General features: G+C 63.8%; 18 protein-coding genes, 2 pseudogenes and 4 riboswitches. Of the genes and pseudogenes, 12 read left to right on the forward strand and 8 right to left on the reverse strand.

The window, feature by feature from the left end; genetic code table 11:
- Together ACAG26_RS26975 and ettA are read left to right on the forward strand one after the other, a co-directional pair.
- A pseudogene (locus ACAG26_RS26975) lies at window positions 1-307 on the forward strand (ABC transporter ATP-binding protein); the annotation flags it as partial.
- 65 nt (window positions 308-372) lie between these two features.
- Window positions 373-2,055, forward strand: a complete 1,683-nt coding sequence (gene ettA / locus ACAG26_RS26980; protein ID WP_370486174.1) for an energy-dependent translational throttle protein EttA — start codon at window positions 373-375, stop codon at window positions 2,053-2,055.
- Between the two features lie 89 nt (window positions 2,056-2,144).
- Here ettA and ACAG26_RS26985 read toward each other — a convergent pair whose 3' ends face one another.
- Complete coding sequence (locus tag ACAG26_RS26985; RefSeq protein ID WP_370486151.1) at window positions 2,145-2,633, reverse strand: inorganic diphosphatase; 489 nt, start codon at window positions 2,631-2,633, stop codon at window positions 2,145-2,147.
- Window positions 2,634-3,238: 605 nt separating this feature from the next.
- Here ACAG26_RS26985 and ACAG26_RS26990 point away from each other — a divergent pair.
- Window positions 3,239-4,456, forward strand: coding sequence for a nitrate/nitrite transporter (locus ACAG26_RS26990; RefSeq protein WP_370486175.1), 1,218 nt, complete (start codon window positions 3,239-3,241; stop codon window positions 4,454-4,456).
- Between the two features lie 19 nt (window positions 4,457-4,475).
- Window positions 4,476-5,162 carry a PhzF family phenazine biosynthesis protein gene (locus tag ACAG26_RS26995; protein ID WP_370486152.1) on the forward strand — a complete coding sequence of 229 codons (687 nt, stop codon included), beginning with the start codon at window positions 4,476-4,478 and terminating at the stop codon, window positions 5,160-5,162.
- Here the strand turns inward: ACAG26_RS26995 and ACAG26_RS27000 are convergent.
- The 5 genes from ACAG26_RS27000 to ACAG26_RS27020 all read right to left on the reverse strand — a co-directional run bounded on the left by ACAG26_RS27000 (window position 5,145) and on the right by ACAG26_RS27020 (window position 11,075).
- Window positions 5,145-6,770: a DNA mismatch repair protein gene (locus ACAG26_RS27000; protein WP_370486153.1), complete on the reverse strand. Its 1,626-nt coding sequence runs from the start codon at window positions 6,768-6,770 to the stop codon at window positions 5,145-5,147. The genes ACAG26_RS26995 and ACAG26_RS27000 overlap by 18 nt on opposite strands.
- Window positions 6,767-8,296 carry a DNA mismatch repair protein MutS gene (locus ACAG26_RS27005; protein WP_370486154.1) on the reverse strand — a complete coding sequence of 510 codons (1,530 nt, stop codon included), beginning with the start codon at window positions 8,294-8,296 and terminating at the stop codon, window positions 6,767-6,769. The genes ACAG26_RS27000 and ACAG26_RS27005 overlap by 4 nt, the downstream gene beginning before the upstream one ends.
- Before the next feature lie 33 nt (window positions 8,297-8,329).
- Window positions 8,330-8,390: riboswitch (Fluoride riboswitch) on the reverse strand.
- A gap of 25 nt (window positions 8,391-8,415) precedes the next feature.
- The gene (locus ACAG26_RS27010; RefSeq protein ID WP_370486155.1) at window positions 8,416-9,558 is read right to left on the reverse strand and encodes a PPE family protein; all 1,143 of its coding nucleotides are present in this window, start codon (window positions 9,556-9,558) and stop codon (window positions 8,416-8,418) included.
- 46 nt (window positions 9,559-9,604) lie between these two features.
- Window positions 9,605-10,687 carry a PPE family protein gene (locus ACAG26_RS27015; protein ID WP_370486156.1) on the reverse strand — a complete coding sequence of 361 codons (1,083 nt, stop codon included), beginning with the start codon at window positions 10,685-10,687 and terminating at the stop codon, window positions 9,605-9,607.
- An 88-nt stretch (window positions 10,688-10,775) separates the two neighbouring features.
- A complete protein-coding gene (locus tag ACAG26_RS27020; RefSeq protein ID WP_370486157.1) occupies window positions 10,776-11,075 on the reverse strand; it encodes a PE family protein in 300 nt (99 codons plus the stop codon).
- A gap of 315 nt (window positions 11,076-11,390) precedes the next feature.
- Window positions 11,391-11,452, reverse strand: a riboswitch (Fluoride riboswitch).
- 167 nt (window positions 11,453-11,619) lie between these two features.
- Between ACAG26_RS27020 and ACAG26_RS27025 the strand changes: the two genes are divergently transcribed.
- Window positions 11,620-11,940, forward strand: coding sequence for a hypothetical protein (locus ACAG26_RS27025; RefSeq protein WP_370486158.1), 321 nt, complete (start codon window positions 11,620-11,622; stop codon window positions 11,938-11,940).
- Between the two features lie 3 nt (window positions 11,941-11,943).
- On the opposite strand, the gene ACAG26_RS27030 is transcribed toward ACAG26_RS27025, so the two are convergent.
- Together ACAG26_RS27030 and ACAG26_RS27035 are read right to left on the reverse strand one after the other, a co-directional pair.
- Entirely contained in the window at window positions 11,944-12,510 is a 567-nt protein-coding gene (locus tag ACAG26_RS27030; RefSeq protein WP_370486159.1) for a histidine phosphatase family protein, read from the reverse strand.
- Window positions 12,511-12,930, reverse strand: a complete 420-nt coding sequence (locus tag ACAG26_RS27035; protein ID WP_370486160.1) for a universal stress protein — start codon at window positions 12,928-12,930, stop codon at window positions 12,511-12,513.
- A 20-nt stretch (window positions 12,931-12,950) separates the two neighbouring features.
- A riboswitch (Fluoride riboswitch) is annotated at window positions 12,951-13,024 on the reverse strand.
- 212 nt (window positions 13,025-13,236) lie between these two features.
- Here ACAG26_RS27035 and ACAG26_RS27040 point away from each other — a divergent pair.
- From ACAG26_RS27040 to ACAG26_RS27070, 7 genes and pseudogenes are all read left to right on the forward strand, one after another.
- Window positions 13,237-14,100 (forward strand): metallophosphatase, encoded by an 864-nt coding sequence (locus ACAG26_RS27040; protein WP_370486161.1) that lies wholly within the window; start codon window positions 13,237-13,239, stop codon window positions 14,098-14,100.
- A 23-nt stretch (window positions 14,101-14,123) separates the two neighbouring features.
- Window positions 14,124-14,198: riboswitch (Fluoride riboswitch) on the forward strand.
- A 49-nt stretch (window positions 14,199-14,247) separates the two neighbouring features.
- Window positions 14,248-15,207 carry a respiratory chain complex I subunit 1 family protein gene (locus ACAG26_RS27045; protein ID WP_370486162.1) on the forward strand — a complete coding sequence of 320 codons (960 nt, stop codon included), beginning with the start codon at window positions 14,248-14,250 and terminating at the stop codon, window positions 15,205-15,207.
- Window positions 15,207-15,887 carry a hydrogenase gene (locus ACAG26_RS27050; RefSeq protein ID WP_370486163.1) on the forward strand — a complete coding sequence of 227 codons (681 nt, stop codon included), beginning with the start codon at window positions 15,207-15,209 and terminating at the stop codon, window positions 15,885-15,887. The genes ACAG26_RS27045 and ACAG26_RS27050 overlap by 1 nt, the downstream gene beginning before the upstream one ends.
- A 3-nt stretch (window positions 15,888-15,890) precedes the next feature.
- Window positions 15,891-17,390: a proton-conducting transporter membrane subunit gene (locus tag ACAG26_RS27055; protein ID WP_370486164.1), complete on the forward strand. Its 1,500-nt coding sequence runs from the start codon at window positions 15,891-15,893 to the stop codon at window positions 17,388-17,390.
- Between the two features lie 29 nt (window positions 17,391-17,419).
- A pseudogene (locus ACAG26_RS27060) lies at window positions 17,420-17,704 on the forward strand (NADH-quinone oxidoreductase subunit C); the annotation flags it as partial.
- Window positions 17,705-17,971: 267 nt separating this feature from the next.
- Window positions 17,972-18,901: a hypothetical protein gene (locus ACAG26_RS27065; RefSeq protein WP_370486176.1), complete on the forward strand. Its 930-nt coding sequence runs from the start codon at window positions 17,972-17,974 to the stop codon at window positions 18,899-18,901.
- Window positions 18,902-19,702, forward strand: a complete 801-nt coding sequence (locus ACAG26_RS27070) for a ferredoxin (RefSeq protein ID WP_370486165.1) — start codon at window positions 18,902-18,904, stop codon at window positions 19,700-19,702.
- The last annotated feature ends 74 nt before the right edge of the window (window positions 19,703-19,776 follow it).

Raw genomic sequence — 19,776 nt, forward strand, 5'->3', positions numbered from 1 at the left:
CCTCAACGGGCGCCGGATCGGGCCGATCGGGATGTCGGAGGAAAAGGACCAGGCCACCATGGCCGAGGAGCAGGCCATGGTGGATGCCGGTCAGCACCACGGCGGTGTCGAAGAGATCGTGGGCGTGCCCCCGCAGCTGACGACCTCGCCGGGGATGCCGGAGCGCAAAGGGATCGCCCGGCGCCGGGCCCGGGTCCGCGAGATCCTGCACACCCTGCCCAAGGATGCCCAGGCCGCGATCTTGGATGATCTGGAGGGCATCCACAGAAACCACACCGGCGAGGTCGCCGGCGCGGCGAAAGGCTAGCCAGGCTGTTTGCACCTCCCTATTTCGGATGACGGGGACGACGAGATGGCGGAAGACCGGTGGAGGTGGTTGGCGTGCAGTGGATCTACCAGCTGAACCGGGCCCGCGTTGTACAGGGCGAGAAGGTGATCCTCGACGACGTCACGTTGTCGTTTTCGCCGGGCGCCAAGATCGGCATTGTCGGCCCCAACGGCGCAGGGAAATCGACCCTGCTGCGCCTGATGGCAGGGCTGGAGGTGCTGTCCAACGGGGATGCGCGACCCGCATCCGACAGCACCGTTGGGCTGCTCCCACAGGAACCGGTGCTGAACGACCTCAAGACTGTGCGCGACAATGTGCGTGAGGGCATCGCCGACATCGAGGCGCTGCAGACCCGCTATGACGAGATCACCGAGCAGCTGGCCGACCACTACAACGACGATCTGATGGCCGAGATGGGTTCGCTGCTTGAGCAGTTGGAGCAGCGCGGCGCCTGGGATCTGGACGCGCGTATCGAGCAGGCCATGGATGCGTTGCGCTGCCCGCCACCCAATGCGGAGGCATCGGGCCTGTCCGGCGGCGAACGGCGCCGGGTTGCGCTGTGCCGGTTGCTTTTGCAGCGGCCCGATCTGCTGTTACTGGATGAGCCAACCAACCATCTCGACGCCGAGAGCGTGCAGTGGCTGGAACAGCACCTAGCCGGCTACCCGGGCACCGTTGTCGCGGTCACCCACGACCGGTATTTCTTGGACAACGTCGCACAATGGATCCTCGAGCTCGACCGCGGACACGCCTACCCGTATCAGGGCAACTACACCACCTATCTCGATACCAAGGCCGCGCGGCTACGGGTCGAAGGCCGCAAGGACGCCAAGCAGTTACGCCACCTGCAGCGGGAACTGGAATGGGTGCGTTCCGGGGCCAAGGCCCGTCAAGCCAAAACCGGTGCCCGACTGCGCCGTTACGAGGAGATGGCGGCGGCCGCGGCGCGAACCCGTCGCCTCGACTTCGATGAGATCCATATCCCGCCGGGGCCGCGACTGGGCGGTCTGGTAATCAAGAGCGAACATCTGAGCAAGGCATTCGGCGATCGAGAACTGTTTAGAGATCTGTCGTTCTCGCTGCCGCGCAACGGAATCGTGGGCATCATCGGACCTAATGGGGTCGGAAAAACGACCCTGTTTCAGATGCTCACCGGTAACGAGGAACCCGATAAGGGAGCGATTAGAATCGGCGACAGCGTACGGATCGCCTACGTGGATCAGAACCGCGCCAACATCGACCCCGACGGTACGGCCTGGCAGGTCGTTTCCGACGGTCAGGACGTGCTGCACATCGGCGCGGTGGAAGTACCGTCGCGTGCGTATCTGGCTGCCTTCGGATTCAAGGGTGCCGATCAGCAGAAACCGGCTCGGCTGTTCTCCGGGGGGGAACGCAACCGGCTCAACCTCGCGCTCACTCTGAAACTGGGGGGCAACGTGTTGCTGTTGGACGAGCCGACCAACGATCTCGACACCGAAACTCTCGCATCGCTGGAGAACGCGATCGGTGAATTTCCCGGCTGCGTGGTGGTCACCGCGCACGACCGCTGGTTCCTCGACCGGATCGCCACCCACATCCTGGCCTGGGAAGGCACCGACAACGATGCCGCGCAGTGGTATTGGTTTGAGGGAAATTTCGCCGGCTACGAGCAGAACAAGATCGCTCGGCTAGGTGCCGAAGCCGTTCACTCGCACCGCGTGTTGCACCGCCGGCTCACCCGAGAGTGACGCTACGCAGCTGACCCGCGGTCCTTGTAGCCAGGCGTGCTCACCGGCGCTACAGCACGGCGATGAACGTCGCTGTCTGCCACAGTCGGTCAGTGACCATGGGCGCAGAATCGCTCGAGGGATCGCCGTACCTCGGCCTCTGCTGCTTCGCGATTCGCCCAATCGCCTCCCGTAACGTACTTGCCCGGTTCCAGCTCTTTGTAGTGGACAAAGAAGTGCTTGATGGCCTCCAGCTCATGTGGTGCGACGTCGCCGATGTCGGTGATGTTGTCCCACCGGGGGTCGGTCGCCGGCACGCATAGCACTTTGTCGTCACCGCCGGCCTCATCGGTCATCTGATACATCCCTACAGGCCGCGCGGTGACGATGACTCCCGGAAATACTGGTTCGGGCAGCAACACAAGCGCGTCGAGCGGGTCGCCGTCCTCCCCGAGACTGTCTTCGATAAATCCGTAGTCTGCCGGGTAACCCATCGAAGTGTATAGGTAGCGGTCGAGGCGGATGCGGCCGGTGTCATGGTCGATCTGGTATTTATTGCGCTGTCCTTTCGAAATTTCGATGGTCACATCGAACTGCATGTTGGTGACTCCTTTATCAACACTTAGCTTGTGTTCAGGAAACCGTCGCCGCAGTAACTGCGCGGGATGTGACTGGAGCCGACACGCGAGGACACAGCTGACATGGTAAGCAGTTCCCCGCCCCCTCCGCCTTTGTAGCCGCTGGTTGTTGACACCGGCTGGTTTCCTTGACTCCCGCTCATCATACGCACCTGATCCTGGTTCAGATGGGTCGCCAGCGGAGCGGTTTTCGCCTGTCCGGTGTAGGAACAGTAGTGAGGACCAGGATGCCGGAACCCTCGACAATGGCTCTGGAGCCATGCCCCGATCAACGCGATCGTCAGACAAGTACATTCGGGTGTTTTCCACCCTGATAGGCGTGTACAGTCGGCCCTAAATGTAATAGCGATGAAGCTCGCTACCGCGCCTTTGCCCGGTTGATCTGGCCGACCCCAGCGGCGCTGATGGCTTCTACCCATGGATTCTCGATGTCCGCCGAGAGGGTAGGAGCTGACCGTGAGTATCGCTGTATTCGTCATGGCCCTGGGAAGATCCTGCAGATCGGCGGGCCAACCGCTGGATGTCGTGTTTGCTGCACTCGGGAGCGAACGATGATGCGTGCCGCGATGCATGTGCCTGCCCAACAACGCTCCTCACGTCTGAAGGCCAGCCGTCGTCAGACGGCCAACTTAATGCTGGCCACGTGGGTGTCAACCATCAACTTTTGGGCCTGGAACATGATTGGGCCGCTGGCGCCGATGTATGCCGGCCGTCTGTCGCTCTCGAGTGCCGAGACGTCACTGCTAGTCGCTGCGCCGATCCTGGTCGGCTCGCTTGGCCGGGTCGCCATCGGGTCACGCACCGACCGGGTCGGTGGGCGCATCATGTTCACTGTCGTCTCGGTGGTGTCAATCTTGCCCGTGGTGGGGGTCGGCGCCGCCGCAACCGCGGGTTCCTATGCGTGGCTGCTGATGTGCGGCTTCTTGCTAGGCATCGCCGGGACGATCTTCGCCGTCGGCATTCCATTCGCCAACAGCTGGTACGAGCCACTTCATCGCGGCTTCGCGACTGGCATATTCGGCATGGGGATGGCCGGCGTTGCGCTGTCGGCGTTCTTTACGCCCCGGCTTGTCCAGCGGTTCGGGCTGCTCACTACGCACACCTTCATTGCCGTTTCGTTGGTCGCCAACGCCGTGCTGTGTAGCGTCTTCATGCGCAACGGTCCCTACTTCGTTGTCGACTCCGAGTCAGGGCTGCGCAAACTGGTCACCACCATTAAGTTGCCTGTGACATGGGAGATGTCGTTTCTGTACGCCGTGGTGTTCGGTGCATTCATGGCATTTAGCAACTACTTACCCGTTTACATTAAGAACATCTACGGGTCCTCCACGGTTGACGCCGGCACTCGCACGGCTGGGTTCGCGTTGGCCGCGGTGCTCGCCCGGCCGCTCGGCGGTGCGGCTTCGGACCGTCTCCAGCCAAAATACGTGGTGCTGGCATCATTGGGGGGAATCGCCGTGCTGTCGTGCGTCGCGATCTGTGAGCCGCCTCCCGACCTGTGGTCCGGGGCCACATTCCTGACGTTGGCCGTCTTTTTCGGTGTCGGCACCGGGGGAGTATTTGCCTGGGTGCCGCGGCGGGCTCGTGCCACGTCGCTCGGGTCGATGACCGGAATTGTTTCCGCTGCCGGGGGATTAGGTGGGTTTTTCCCACCGCTGATAATGGGTGCGACGTACGACCCGTGCGGCATCGATTACACAGTTGGACTGCTGCTGTTGGTGATGACCGTGCTGGTGGCATTTGGTTACGCGGCTGTGCGGTTGCCTGCACGGGACGGGGCATAGTGAAGAGGAGGTGGACGCGATGACGATGGACGTGACGGTGCTACGGGTATTCACAGACGTTGATAGAAAGTTTGGAAATGCGCTCGGGGTGGTCGAGTCCAGTTCGGCCACAGCGCAGAGCAGACAACGGCTCGCCGCTCAACTAGGCTTCAGCGAAACAATTTTCATTGACCCTCCGAAGCCGGGTTCCTTCACGGCGAGAGCGCATATTTTCACGCCTGCGGTCGAGCTGCCGTTCGCCGGGCATCCCGCTGTGGGAGCTGCGTGGTGGCTGCGCGCACGTGGGATGCCGGTTCACGCCTTGGATCTTCCAGCCGGAATCGTCGAAGTGGATTACGTGGGCGAGCTTTCGGTTGTCAGCGTGTTCGTTGAATGGACTCCTGAATTCGTTATTCATGATCTTGATACCCCTCAGGACGTACTTGAGGCCAATCCCGATGAGTACTTCGACGACTTCCCGCACTACCTGTGGGCGTGGGTTAACAAGTCCGAGGGCCACATACGCTCTCGTTCGTTCGCTCCGGAACTTGGTGTGGACGAGGACGAGGCCACCGGCGCTGCGGCAGTACGTATCACAGAGTATCTGGGTCGTGACCTGACCGTTACTCAGGGGAAGGGCTCGGTCATCCGTACGTGGTGGAGGCCCGACGGTTGGATTCAGATTGGGGGCCACGTGCGCCGTGAGGGTCTAACCCGCGTCACGTGATTCGTTGGTGTGGGCCCCGATCTTTGGGCGCCGAGGCGGGGGCGTGTTGGACATCTTTCGGAAGCCGTTGGTGTGTGCAGACCCGGATAGTTCGGCGTGCGGCATGTCCTTATCGGCGCTGATTCCGAAGACCCGCCGGAACGAGTCCTCGCCGTGGCTGGTGGGTTTGGGTTCCCCAGGGCGCAACCGGAAGGTGCGCACCCCGTCGGGGCGACGCTCGGCACGCAGGAACAAGCTGGCGGGGTCCTGTCGGCTGTACATACGGTGGGCGAGGTCGTATAGGTGGGTGACAAAGACGACTTTGATACCGCATTCCACCATGGCGCGCACGACGTCCCGAGCGATCTGTGACCCTTCGCGTTCGTTGGTGGAGGCGAAGGATTCGTTACACAACAGCAATGATCCGGACCCGACGAAGTCGGTGATCTCACTCATCCGGGCCATTTCCTCGTCGAGCTTGCCGTGCGCCATACTGGTGTCTTCCTCCCGCTTGAAATGGGTGAAAACCGCGTCGCGGACATCGGCGCTAAACGCTTCCGCTGCGACGAACATTCCGGTCTGCATCATCACCTGTGCGGCGCCGACACTGCGCAGAAACGTCGACTTCCCACCTTCGTTGGCGCCAGTGACCATGATCAGCGACATGCCGTCGGCGTCGACGTCGTTGCCGGTGACTTCGTTGTCGGTGGCCAGACACAGCCCCACGTCGCGCAGGCCCCGACATGCGAACCTTGGGTGCCCAGCCGGGATTGGGACCGGAAAGCAGGTCGGGACACCGGAGTCGGTGAGCCGTTCATGCAGGTTTGAGCACCCAAGGTAGAACGCCAACTCGGTGCGCAAACGTTCGAAAAACCCCTGTACGTGGTCTGCGGATTGGGTGACGATGTTGGCGACGTCGTTAAGGGCGCGTCCGGCAAGCTCGGCCAGCGCCTGAGCGCCGGTCTCATCACGCTCATCGAGCGTGAACCCGTAGCCGTCGTGGCCGCTGGTCAGCTTGTCCCACCAGCTGCGCCGCGGCGGCTGATGCAGCGCATGCCGTTGGCCTTTGTTGCCCAATCCCAGCTGGGCGGAAAGCAGCACACCGCGGGGCAGCTGCAATTCGGACAGTTGCTCATCCAGCTGATGCAGGTAGTCGTCGGCGAGCTGATCGCGCACCATCGCCGGCAACTGCCCGAACCCTGCGGAGCGGAATCGGTCACCGTGCTGGTCGGCGAGGCTGCGCAACTGTTTTAGGTTGTCGCGCAGGTATTCCAGCATCCGGACCGAGCGACGCAGGATTGCTTGCGGATCGCGGTAAGCCAGGCCACCGAGGAATACCTTGCGACGCACTTCGGCTCCGTCGAACGCGATGTCGTACATCTCTTGTACGACTGTGCGATTGGCCAGACAGTCAGCAAGCACCTGCTGACGGTAGGTGATCACCTCGGGGTCGGTGACGGTCAGCGGGACCACCTTTTGGGCGACATCGAGCAGGAACGCGTCGTCGTTCGCCATGGCTCTGTAGAGTCGTCGCAGCTCAAGGTCATCCTCGATTAGGTCAGCCAGATGCCACGGCAGCCGCGGCTCCAGGTTGACATCACGGTCGGGATCTAACAGCCGGACTTTCATTGGGTGATCCTCCGCACTAAGCCATCGTGGGTGAGCCCGTATTTGCCTGCGAGTGCCGCGGCGTAGGCCAGGCCGTCAGCGGGCCGCTGGCTGAACTTGAACGTTCGCCGAGTTGGATCCTCCGGTGCGACCTCACCGACCATGCTGACGCACGTCGAGTCGAAGTTGGCGAGTTCGTCCAGGAAGGTCACGTAGACGGCCACACAGCGCAACCGGATCATGCGTTCCAGGACCTCGGTGCCGATCTGCAGCGCGTCATCCGCGGTGGTGGACGCAAAGCTCTCGTTCATGACGATGAGGCTCGTGGCGGTGGCGCGCGACAGGATGTCGTGGATCCGCACCAGCTCGTCATCGAGTTTGCCGTGGAGTGTCGCCAAGGATTCCTGCCGCTCGAAGTGGGTATAGATCGCGTCCGGCAAGGTGAACGCGGCCTGGGTTGCCGGCACCGGGCAACCCAGGGCCGCCAGATACGCGCATTGCCCGATGGTTCGCGCGAATGTCGTCTTGCCACCCTGGTTCGGACCGGTGATGACAAATATGCGTTCCGTTCCTGAGAGTCGGAAACCATTGCGGATGACGGGTTTGTCCTCGCGGAGTGACTTGATCGCGAGGGCCAGGTCGAACGCCTCGTTAGCGCACACCACGCCGGGTTCGTTGGTGACATCGGGGTAGCTGAACTTCGCGCCCGCGGCGGTGAACAGACGCATGAACGTGAGATAGGACAAATAGAAGTGGATTTCGCGGTCGAACCGGTCAATGATGGGTTCCACAAAATGTGCGTTGTCGGTGCTGAACGCTTTGAGCAGGGCAAAAACCTGTGGATACAGCTTGGCAACGCATTCGGTGACCTGTTCTTCGACATGATCCATGTCCGGGAAGTCCGGCAGGCGTACTCGATAGTTTTTGGCTGTTTCGGTGACAAACCGCTGGAACGTCGCGGCGACCTGTGCGCTGTAATCGGGTTGGTCGTCGTACTTCTCCACGTGGACGTGCAGGCCCTGAATGTGCACCGCGTAGCGCACCGTGTGCAGCTCGGCCTGAACGTTTTGGGTGTCGGCTACCAGCGTCTGGAACGTGTCGCTGTCGACGTAGCCGCACACGTGTGTGACGAAGTCCCGTAGACCACGTGATGCGTGCTTGGTCTGGGCGAGATCCTCGCGCAACATTTTCAGTGCGCTGCAATACGCTTCGACGGCGTAGATGAACCAGCCTTGCTGTTGCAGCGGGTGCCACAGGTGCGCGGACTGGTGCAGACGTTGTCGCATGGTGCGCATGCCGGCGACAAAGTTCTCGATCGCCCGGCGTACCTCGTCACGCTCGAGGTCGCGGAACACCTCATGGCGGTAGTTGACCGTGGACACATCGTGCTGTGGCGCATAGAAGAACTGTTCCAGGCCATTGTCGGTGTGGCCGGTGGTCACGGTGGCGATCACTTGGTCCAGGTACAGATCGGCAAAGCAGTCGGGCATTCCGATCTCGTCGACCGTGGTGCCGTGGGGGAACAGAATGCTCGTGAATGACGCCATGTGCCGATCACCTGCCTTCTACCGTGAGCCGCTCACGTCGTAGAAGCCATCAGCCGGTGTGGCAGTTAAGGCGAGCTCCATCGCCTGTGTCCGATGTTACGCCGAGATCATCGGTCACGTCAGCCAGCAGCTGGCGAGCGCGGTATCACGCTGGGTCGGCGCAGTTTCGCAGCAACGTTGCTGACACCGCGTCCGGCCAGCGTACCCAGCAGGGCTTCGCCGAATATTCCTTGGCCGGGCATGGTTTGCAGCGCAGCCGGAGCCACCGCAGCACTGCTCGTCGGCGGCGCGGGTATTGCAGCGGAACTCGCTGCCGGGGTGGCCGTGGCCGCCCAGGTTTGCGGTACGGACATGGTGCCGACCAAGCTGGCGCGGCCCACCGACGCCGAGGCGGCCGGGGCGGCGACGCCGGCCGCGGGTGCCACTGAGGCAGGTGCCCCGACCAAGAACGGGCCGATCCCCTGCGCCTCGTCGCGCATCGCGTTGACCGCGACCGCGTGATTGGTGGTGTAGATCGATGCACCGGAGAACGATGAACTGGTGCTCGATGCGGCGGCGCTGGTGATCGACGGGATTTGCAGCAGGTACGTCAGCAGTGACGGGGGATCGGCAGCCGTGGGGGCGGCTGCAGCTGGCGCGGCAAGCTGCTGCATCGCCGCGGGGAGCTGTGTGAGCAGCTGCGTCGGGCTGCCCGCGGACTGGGCAGCCGCGGTGGTTTGCGCGGCCAGCCCGGCCGGATTGGCGGTTTGTGGCGGATTGGTGAAGGGCGTCAGCCTCGACGCGGTCGATGACGATGTGGCGTAGCCGTACATTGCGGCGACGTCCTGCGCCCACATCTCCTCGTATTGGGCTTCGGTGACCGCGATCGCCGGGCTGTTCTGTCCGAAGAAGTTGCTGGCAACCAGCGCCGTCAACTGGGTACGGTTGGCCGCGATCGCCGGTGGCGGCACCATCATCGCGAACGCCGTCTGGTAGGCGCTTGCGGCGGTCTTGGCTTGGGCGCCGGTCTGTTCGGCGTGGGCGGCGGTGTTGTGCATCCACGCTACGTAGGGCGCGATCGCGTTCGCCATCACCGACGATGACGGACCTTGCCAGCCGTCGGTCGTCAGCCCGGCGATCACCGAGCCGTAAGCGGCCGCAGATGAATGCAGTTCAGTGGCAAGTTGATCCCAGGCCGCCGCGGCCGCCAGCATCGGACCTGACCCCGGACCGGTATACATCCGCGCCGAGTTGATCTCGGGGGGAAGTGCAGCGAAATCCATGCTTAATACCCTTCTCAATTGGCGACGATGATCTAGTTCGGGTTGGTTATCCGGCGGCCGGTGACCGCACGATCAGCGGTTTGCTCTTGGCGCGCGGAGCGTCATATCCCTGCCGGGATAGCGTCCCCAGGACCGACTGGCTGAACGCGCTCCCGGGCACCGGCGGCAGATCCGCCGTGACCGCCGGGGTGGCAGTCCCAGGGGTTGGCAGGGTCAGTGCCATGGGCCGGATCTCCGGCGCGGCGGTGGCCCAGTTCGGCGGTGCCGAAAGAGACCCGATCAGGGTGGCGCGACCCATGCCGGCCGACACCGCCGACGGCACCGACCCACCGAATCTCACCGAACCGGTCGACACCAGGCGTTCGCCGAGTGCGGGGGCCGTGTTCGCCTCCTGGGCGGCCTGAAACGCCAGTCGTGCGTTCAGGATCGAGATGCCGCGCCCGGATGTCGCGGCGTTGGTGAACGACAGGACCGTATTCACCTCGTTGGGGACACGCTCCAGGATGTCCAGCAACGTCGGAGACGAGGTCGGCGCGGTGGGGGCGCTTGGGGCGGCCAGTTGCTGGAGCGTGGCCGGAGCCATGGACAACGTGTGCAGCAGCGACGTCGGCTGTGTCGGGGACGCGTTGCCGGCCGCTTGGGCGACCGCGACCGACTGAGCGGCAAGCCCACCCGGGTTGCTGGTGTGCGGCGGCTCGCTGAACGGCGACAGTTGGCTCGCGGCCGCCGAGGCACCGGCGTATCCGTACATGGCGGTCGCGTCCTGGAGCCACATCTCCGCGTAGTGGGTTTCGGTGGCCGCGATCGCCGGAGCGTTTTGCCCGAAGAAGTTGGTCGCGATCAACGCCATCAACAGGCTGCGGTTGGCGGCAATCACCGGTGGCGGCACTGTCATCGCGAATGCCAGTTCGTACGCCGCCGCGGCAGCCATGGCCTGGGCCGCAGTCTGCTCGGCTTGCGCGGCCGTGGTATGCAACCAACTCACGTACGGCGCCGCTGTTCTGGCCATCGACAACGCAGCCGGCCCCAACCAGCCTTCGGCGGTGAGCTCCGAAAGGATCGAACCGTACCCTTGGGCGACCGTTGACAGTTCGGCGGCCAACGCATCCCAGGCCGCCGCGGCTGCCACTATCGGACCTGCTCCCGGGCCCGAATACATTCGGGCCGAGTTAATTTCCGGTGGTAATGCACCAAAATCCACCATTGAACCTTGGCCCTCAGCTGGCTGCGACGGCGTTGGCGGCTTCGGTGGCGGCGTAGGAGGCTGCGCTGGTACCCAGGGTTTCGACGAACAGCTGGTGAATCGCCGTCGCCTGGGCGGCGATCTCCTGATACATCAGCGCATGGGCGGCGAACTGTGCTGCCGTCAGTGCCGACACCGTATCGGCCGCGGCGGGGATTACTCCGGTGGTGGGGGCGGCTGCGGCGGCATTCTGGGCGCTCATCGACGCGCCGATCCCGCTCAAGCTGCCGGCCGCCGCGGTCAGTACTTCGGGCTGCGTGGTGACAAAAGACATGAGAGTTCTCTCCTCGAGAATTGCTGTCAAAGGCAAGTGGTGTACGTCGTGCGTCAAGCTGGCCCGCATAGCGTGGACTACAGCGGACCCCAATTATTAGGTCGCCTGGTCGACGGAACGTCATAGCCCGCGCAAGGCTGATACGGCGCCGGCCATAGGTGGTGCTCAGCTATGGCGGCGGGCTCCGAGCCGCGAGCTTGGAAGGCTGCATCTCGCAAAGAGGCAGTGGCAGAAGAGCTTTTGCGAGAAAGCTAAAGCGCTTACGATTCAGATGGGACGCCACTGCCTTATCACCTGCCTCTGCCGTCAGTCAGTCATCCGGTAGAAGCTATTAGCCAGGTGTGGCGGTTGTGGCGAGCCTCATCGCCTGATCGGAATGCTACACGACGTTCAAGATCACGCAAGGATTTGTTTGGCAACTCGTTAGGCGCGCGCCACACTGGAATAGTGGCGGTGGGGCCCGCCAACAACCGCGGAGGCGCCGACGGTCCCTGGATATCTACCAGGGAGTGCACATGGCCAGGAACCTACTGTGGGGGTTGTTGTGAGTTCGCCGCTGCGCCCGATCGGTGACCTGACGCGGTTCGCCAGCATGTTCTGGTTCCCGCCCGGTGGCACCGACAACGGAGTCTGGGCTAGCGCCTGGGCGGAGCTGGCCGATCTCGAGGTCGAGGACGTGGGACCCGTGCTCACGATGCTCGCCGAAGCGGGCGTGGGTGGTTACGTGGCCACCCCGGGCGGCCAGCGGCGACGCCGCGGCCGCGACGAGCCGGTGATCCACCGATTGTGGGTGGATGCGTTGCAGTACCACCGCGCGGAAGACGTGCTGATGACCTACTGGCACCGCCGAGATCGGCGCCACTGAACCTCAGCCCGCGATCTGGTTGTAGGAATCCACCCGCCATCTGCCCTCGACCAGACTGAGTTGATTCCAGCATGCCGTTCGCTGGGTGACCTGGTTCAGCGACGGATCGAGCTGTTTGAGCAGAGCCTGGTTAAATGCATCGTGCGACACCATGACGACGGGCCCGGGCCCGAGTTCGTCTACCAGTTCGAAAAACGCTTGTCGGGCACGGTCAGCCAGCACGGTGGGTGATTCCACGCCGGGTGCCGCATCGACGCTGCCGTAGCGGCGTTCCACATCGTTGCGCAGCAAGCCGGTCTGCGGACCGTAGTCCCGATCGTTGAGCCGCCCGTCGACGCGGACCGCGACGCCAGCGGCGGCGGCGATCGCCTGGGCGGTCGCGACGGCCCGCTGCAGCGGGCTGCAGATCACCACCGTGGGATGGCGGGGGGCGAGTTCGTCGGCCAACCGCGCTACCTCGGCGACGCCGACCTCATCGAGGGGCGGGTCGCTGAGCCCGCGCAATTGTCCGTTGGCGTTGAGGGCGGTACGCCCATGCCGGGCCAGATAAACGCGCGTCACCGATGCCATCTAGGGCTCCTCGATTCCGGGCACGATCACAACCGGACGGCGGCTGCGTCGCAATAGGCTCCTAGCAGTAGCGCCGGTGAGAACATGCCCTAGCGCGGCACCGACGCCGTGCTCGGGGCGCCCGATCACGATCATCGACGCCGCCCACTCGTCGGCGATCGCCAGCAAGGCCGTCGGCGGATCGCGATCGAGCACGTGGAACGTCCACGGCACACCGGCGGCGTCAAGGATGTCCCCAGCGTGTTTTTGCCTGGTTTCAACGCTGTTCTCGGTCTTTGTTGCACCCGCGATCGGACTGTCCGAGAGATCGAGGGCGTGGACCACGTGCACCGACACATTCAATGCGCCAGCGAGGTCGCCCGCGAACATCAGTGCCGCCCGGCTGGCCGGATGGCGGTCATATCCGACAACTACTGCCACGACGGAACTCCTCGCACCCGATTCGGGCAGGAACCATCAGCCAACTCGGCGGTTCGGGTACGCACCCCGGCGGAGATCCATCGCCCGTCGCCAGCTTAGCGGGTCAGTTCGGCCGGTAGCCAGGAGTGCAGCGGTGAAGTGGTGATTGACCGGCCGCGGAAGCGACGGTAGCCTCGAAGCCAACAGGGCGGAGGGGCCCGCCAGTACGCAATCGAAGGATTGTCAACGGTCCCTGGGAATTGAGTTAGCCGGCGATACGGCGTAGGTCGAATGCGCGCGGTCGTCGCTCGGACCCAGGAGTCAATCATGGTTGAAGTACGCTCCGCCCCTGCACTGTTGCAGCATCTGGCGCTTCCTGCTGTAGCTGCCGTAGCCACCTTCCTCGATGTGCCGGCGCGCGTTGCGATCGCCGGAGACTGGCACGCCGACACCTGGTATGGCGTCGCAGCGATTGAGCATGCGGCCAAGCGGGATGCGGATGTGCTCATCCAGCTCGGCGACTTCGGATACAACTTCACCGACAAGTACCTGGATTCACTCGATGAGGCCTTACACCGGCACGGCCTGACCTTGGGATTTGTTGACGGGAACCACGAGAACTTCGACCGGCTCCTAGGGTGGCCTGTCGGCGATGACGGTCTGCGCCACCTACGCGAGCGGATCGTGCACCTGCCGCGTGGATTTCGCTGGCGCTGGGGCACGACTCGGTGCCTGGCCGTGGGGGGCGCGTACTCCATCGACCGATTTCTGCGTATCCCGGGAAGATCCTGGTGGGCGCAGGAATCCCTCACACCAGAGCAGGCGCGCGCCGTCATGGCTCAAGGTCGCGCCGACGTGATGTTCTGCCATGACTGCCCCGCAGGCATCACCGTTCCCGGTGCGGCGCGCGACCGGTTCGGCTTTCCCAGTTACGAGCTCGAACAGTCCGACGAACACCGAATCCGACTCCGAGCGGTCGTCGACACGGTGCGCCCCGGGCGGCTATGGCACGGGCACTTCCACCACCGCCACCAAGCCCTGTTGCAAGGCGACGGGTATAGCGCCGTGGTGGACGGTCTGGGCAAAAACGGCGATCCGATCGACAACAATATGGTGGTCGTCAATTTGGCGGCGCTAGGGTTTCACCGGCTCAGCAGCTGTGCGGCGGCCGATGCCGCGTGTTCGGCTTGACCAAACGGAATTGCCGTTGGTTAACTGACACCGGCGATGGATCCCGCCAGGAAGAGTGACTTCCGAACCGCCACACGGCTGATGGTTCCTGCGAGTAAGGGAGTCGCAGGTGGCGCGTGTCGTTCTCTCGCCTAACCCGGCCCGCTCATGACGAGCCTGCCGATGCCGGTGATCCAGTGCTTGCAGGTGGTCACCGTGGCCGGGGGTGCGCCGGGGGTGAGCGGATTCATCGCCTGGTTTGAGGCGCGGCTGCAGGGGCGTCGCGGTCCACGGATTCTGCAGCCCTATTTCGACCTGATGAAACTGTTCGGCAAAGAAACGCTGGCTCCGGGCGGTGCCGGGCCGATATTCCGCGCCGCGCCGGTTGTGGCGTTTGCGTGTTATCTGACCGTGCCGATGTTGATCCCGGTGCTTACCAGTTACCCGTTGCCGCTGGGATATATGGGCGACATCCTTGGCGGCGGGCTCGTTCTAGCATTTGCTAGCTTCCTGGTCGCGGCCGCGGCGGCGGAGACCGGCGACAGCTACGCTCAGTTGGCCTCCAGTCGAGCCAAGACTTTCGCTGCGATCACCGAACCGGTGATGCTGCTGGTGTTTTTCACGGTGGCGCTGATCACCACGACCGATCTGCCTTATGTCATAGGGGCGACGGTCCGCAGCGGCCCAGATCAAATCGTCCGGCCCGCGCACCTGCTGGCCTCGGCAGCACTGTTCATGGTGATTATCTACGAGACGGCACGCATCCCCGTCGAAACCCACACCGGCACGATCGAGTTCGGGATGATCGAAACTGGGCGGACATTCGAGTATTCCGGCCCTGATCTGGCTTTGCTGCACTGGGGCGCGGCCGCTAAACAATTGGTGCTCTACATCATTTTCCTGAACGCGTTCGTTGCACCGTGGGGCTTGGCGTCGGACAGGTCGGTGACAGCCGTGGCGTTCGCCATTCCCGCCATCTTGGGCAAAGCCGCACTGTTGGGTTGTGCCGTTGCGATTCTGGACAACAGCTACGCGAAGCTGCGACTGTTCAAGATTACCGAATTCGTTTCTGCGGCGTTATTGCTTGCTGTCTTGGCGGTGTTCACTCTCTACCTGGGGGGCGGCTGATGGTGTCGGCGGCCAGCCAGGGCGTTCCCAGCGTCTTCGACGGTGTCGCGAACACCGTCGCGCTCATCGTGCTGCTGCTGGAGTTCGGCATGCTGCGGGCGGCGCTGCTGCGCGGGCAGGTTCGCCTGTACGCGGGACAGTCGCTGGCCGTCAGCGTGCTCGCGGCGGTGGTCGCATTCGGTCATGATGTGCCCGAACTGTATGCGCTGGCCGTGCTTTCGTTGCTCCTCAAAGTGATCGTGGTGCCGCTGCTGATTTTGGCGCTGCTGCGGGAAGCTAACGAGGAGATCGCCGGCAGCGGTGCACTCGGGGTGGCTAATGAGGTGCTGATCTCGATTGCGGTCGCGGCGTTCGGTTTCTTCGCCGTCGGCGTGCTTGGGATTCATTCCGATGTATTGCCGACCGCCGCGTTGAGCCTGTCGGTGGCGGTGGTGCTGGTCGCGTTCATCCTGATGATTGTCCGCCGCGATGTGGTCAGTCAGGCGATCGGGTTCTTCTCCCTGGAGAACGGGGTGTCGGTGGCTAGTTTGGTGGTAGCGGCCGGGATGCCGCTTATCTTAGAGGTCGCGTTTTTGTTCGACTTGCTGGTGGCCGTGGTGGTGTTTGGGGTGCTGATGCGCACCCACCACCGCCGAACCCGCTCGCTGTCCACCGCCACCCTCGATCGGCTCAGGGGGTAATCGATGTCGGTGCTGATGGTGTTGCTGGTCGGCCTGCCGCTGGTGAGTACCCTGGTGTGCGTCCCTGCCCCCCACCGTGCTGCCGCGATAGCGACCGCATTCACCGGCGTGGCGAGTTTCGTGTTCGCCGCGGTGCTAGTCACCGGTACCGCGGATCACACGGTGACCGCACTGCGATATCTGCGCGCCGACGCGCTGTCGGTGATCTTCTTATTGGGCACCTGTTTCTTGTATGCGGCCGTGGGGGTCTACTCCATCGGTTACCTGGCCGACGAAGAACGGGCGGTGCGCTCAGAAAGCGCTGAGCAGCAGGCATTATTCGCGCGCCACAGCACTCGATTTTATTTGGGGCTCAACGTGTTCGCCTGGTCGATGATCTGCGCGCCGCTGGTCAACGGTCTGGCGCTGCTGTGGATTGCGGTGGAGATCACCACGGTGGTCTCCGCCCTGCTGGTCGCCCTAGACAACACCGAGGGCGCCACCGAGGCCGCTTGGAAGTACGTGCTGATCGCCTCGTCCGGGTTGGGGATCGCGTTGCTGGCCACCATCTTCATGTATTACGCGGGTTCCCAGGTGCTGGGCCAGTCCTACGATTTGGCGTTCGATCCGTTGATCGGTTCCGGCGGCGAATTGCCGCAAACCCCGGTGCGGTTGGCGTTCGTTTTGGCGGTAGTGGGTTTTGGCACCAAGGTCGGCCTGTTTCCGGTGCACACCTGGCTGCCCGACGCGCACGCCGAGGCCCCCACTCCGGTGTCGGCGCTGCTGTCGGGATCGTTGCTGGCGGTCAGCTTCTACGCGATCCTGAGGTACTACCAGATCAGCGTCGTAACGCTCGGTCCTCGGTTCCCGCAGGTGGTACTCTTGGTCTTCGGGATCCTCTCGTTGCTACTTGCGGCGTTATACCTGCTTGAGCAGCACGACATCAAACGGATGTTGGCCTATTCCAGTGTGGAGCACATGGGCATCTTGGCCATCGGTGTCAGCTTCGGTGCTCCCATCGCCTTATCGGGCGTGTTGCTGCATGTGCTGGCCCACGCCGCCGCGAAAGGCAACGCGTTCATGGGCGCCGGTGTGCTGGTACGCAAATTCGGGACCAAGGAACTCACCCGGATGGCTGACGGCCTGACGGCGTTGCCCTGGTCGGGACCGCTGTTTTTGGTTGCCGTCTTGGCGTTGTCGGCGATGCCTCCGTTCGGGTTGTTCCGCAGCGAGTTTCAGATCGTGGCCGGGGGCTTCGCCGACACCCGCAACGGCGCCGCAGCCGCGCTGGTCTGTCTGGTGACGCTGGCGTTTCTGGGTCTCGGATTGGCGACAACGCGAATCCTTTTTCGCCCCAGCCCAGGCTCGGTGACGAATTCGGTCCGGGGCGAGCCGAACCGGTGGATGGTGATTCCCGTGGTTGCTGGGGTCCTGGTTCTGCTGTTGTTGGGGTTGGCGCCGCCGTCCGACCTGGTGGACCTGCTCAACCACGCCGCCGGTCAACTTGCGGCAGGTGCCCGGTGACCGCCGCGGAGATGACCACCGTCATCGACATGCCGCCGCAACGCTGGCGTGCTCAGATTGTCGCGCGCGTGGTCGCCGGCGACAGGTTCGCCGGACTCTATAGCAGTCACCGCGGCGATACCGCCCAACTGCACGCGTTGCTGGTCGGCGGGTCAGTGGTCAGGTGTCTTCGGACCCGGTTGACACCGGATGGCGGTGAAATGTCGTACCAGTCGCTGACACCCGATGTACCAGCCGCATTCTGGTATGAGCGGGCACTCCACGACCTGTCTGGCGTCGTACCGGTCGGGCATCCCAGGCTCGAGCCGCTGTTATTGCCCCGAGAACCTGGCCAGCCGTCACCGCGCCCCGGAGCGATCGAGCGAGCCACATTGGACCGCCACATCCATTCCAGCGCCACCGATCGGCACGGACCGGTTGATGTGGGGGGCGGCGGTGTTTTCACTTTGCCGCTGGGGCCGGTGCGTTCTGGGGTGTTCGAATCGATCGAGTTCCTTGTTGAGACACCAGGCGAAGACATTCCGCACCTGAACATCCGACCGCACTATAAACACCGTGGTATCGCTAAGCGGTTCGAGACGTTGTCGATAGCCGACGGGATCTTGGTCGCCGAACGCGTAGAAGGCATCGCCTCTGTTGCGCACGCGCTGGCCTTTGCGCATGCCGCTGAGGCGCTCGCCGACGTGACTCCGCCGCGTCGGGCGCGGTTGGTGCGGGTGATGTATGCCGAGCTGGAACGCATCGCCAACCACCTTGACGTGGTGATGCGGTTGTGCGACGCGGCGGGACTGGCCGTGCCGACCGCCCGGTTTGGCTGGCATAAAGAATCGGTGATGCGGTTGGTATCCGCACTGTGTGGTAATCGATTCGGCCGATCGGTGATCCGGTTCGGCGGGGTGACCGCCGAACCGCGGTTGGCACCGGCCACGGTGTCGGACCAGTTGGATGGCATTGCGCGCCGGATTCACCGGGACAAAGCGGCGCTGATGGTGGACGCGTCGTTTCTGGATCGGTTGCGCGGCACCGGGCGTCTGGATCCGGCGCTGGCGACCTCACATGGGGCGCTGGGGCCGGTGGGCCGCGGTTCCGGCTGTGACAACGATGCACGTCGGCGCGGCTATGACGCATATTCGGAGCTGTCCACGGTCGGCATCGCGGTCGATGAGCACGGTGACGCGCTAGCCCGGCTACGCGTGCGGTGGATCGAGTTCGATGTCGCGGTCGCGCTGATCCGGCAGGTGTGTGAACTGCTGACCGTCACCAGCGATGTCGAACTGGCTGCGCAGGCGACGGTCCCCGACGGTTACGCGCTGGGCTGGGCGGAGGCTCCCCAAGGCGAGGTGCTCTACGGATTGGAAGTGCGCGACGGCGTCATCGGACGGTGCTTCGGTCGGTCACCCTCGCTGCACAACATGCTGCTGTTCCACGACGTGTTCAACGGCGACGTATTCACCGATTTTCCCTTCATCGAAGCCAGTTTCGGGCTGTGCTACGCCGGGGTGGCGATGTAGATGGCGTGGATTTTCCGAGGATTGCGTGATGGTGTCGTCACCAGCCGGTGGCCCAAACGTGGCGACAACTACTTTGACGAGTTCGCGGCGGCCGTGCGGGTGGTAGACCACCGCCGCGAGGCGGTGTTACCCGCCGCTGTCGAGGTGGCCGCCGGGGCTTGCCCGACCGAGGCGATCACCGTGACCCCGCGACTGACCCTCGACCGCGGACGCTGCATCCTGTGCGGACGTTGCGTGGCAGCGGCACCCGAGTGGTTTTCCTGGGACACCGGATCGGGTAATGCCGCCCTGAGCCACTCGGCACTAGTGGTCGGCGATGTCGAGGAGAACGAGCAGGCGCTGACCGAGTTGAAGACCAGCCTGGCCCACCGGGTGCAGCGACTGCGCCGTTCTGTGCACTTGCGGCACATCGACACCGGCTCCGATGGTAGCGACGAGTGGGAAATCCAGGCGTTGACGAACCCCGTCTACGATCTGCACCGGTTGGGAATCTTTTTCACCGCCAGCCCGCGCCACGCCGACATTTTGCTCGTCACCGGAATTGGGGCGACCGGAATGGTGGAACCGCTGCGCCGCACACTCGACGCCATGCCGACGCCGACCGTGGTGGTGGCGGTCGGCACCGACGCGATCAGTGGCGGACTGATCGGGCGCGGGTACACCGGCGGTGTCGGGGTCTCCGAGGTAGTGCCGGTGGACGTGTGGGTACCGGGAGCTCCGGCTTCCCCGTTCAGCGTGTTGCACGGCATCTTGCTGGCGCTGGGCCGAGTTCCACTGCGCCGGCCCGGGAGTGCGCGGTGATCGGCGCGGGGCTGGCGCTGGCGGCGATCGCGATCGTATTAGGCTGGTCGGCGGTTTTCGCGGGGGGTGAGGCT

The organism is Mycobacterium sp. pUA109, from assembly GCF_041287095.1.
Lineage (GTDB): Bacteria > Actinomycetota > Actinomycetes > Mycobacteriales > Mycobacteriaceae > Mycobacterium.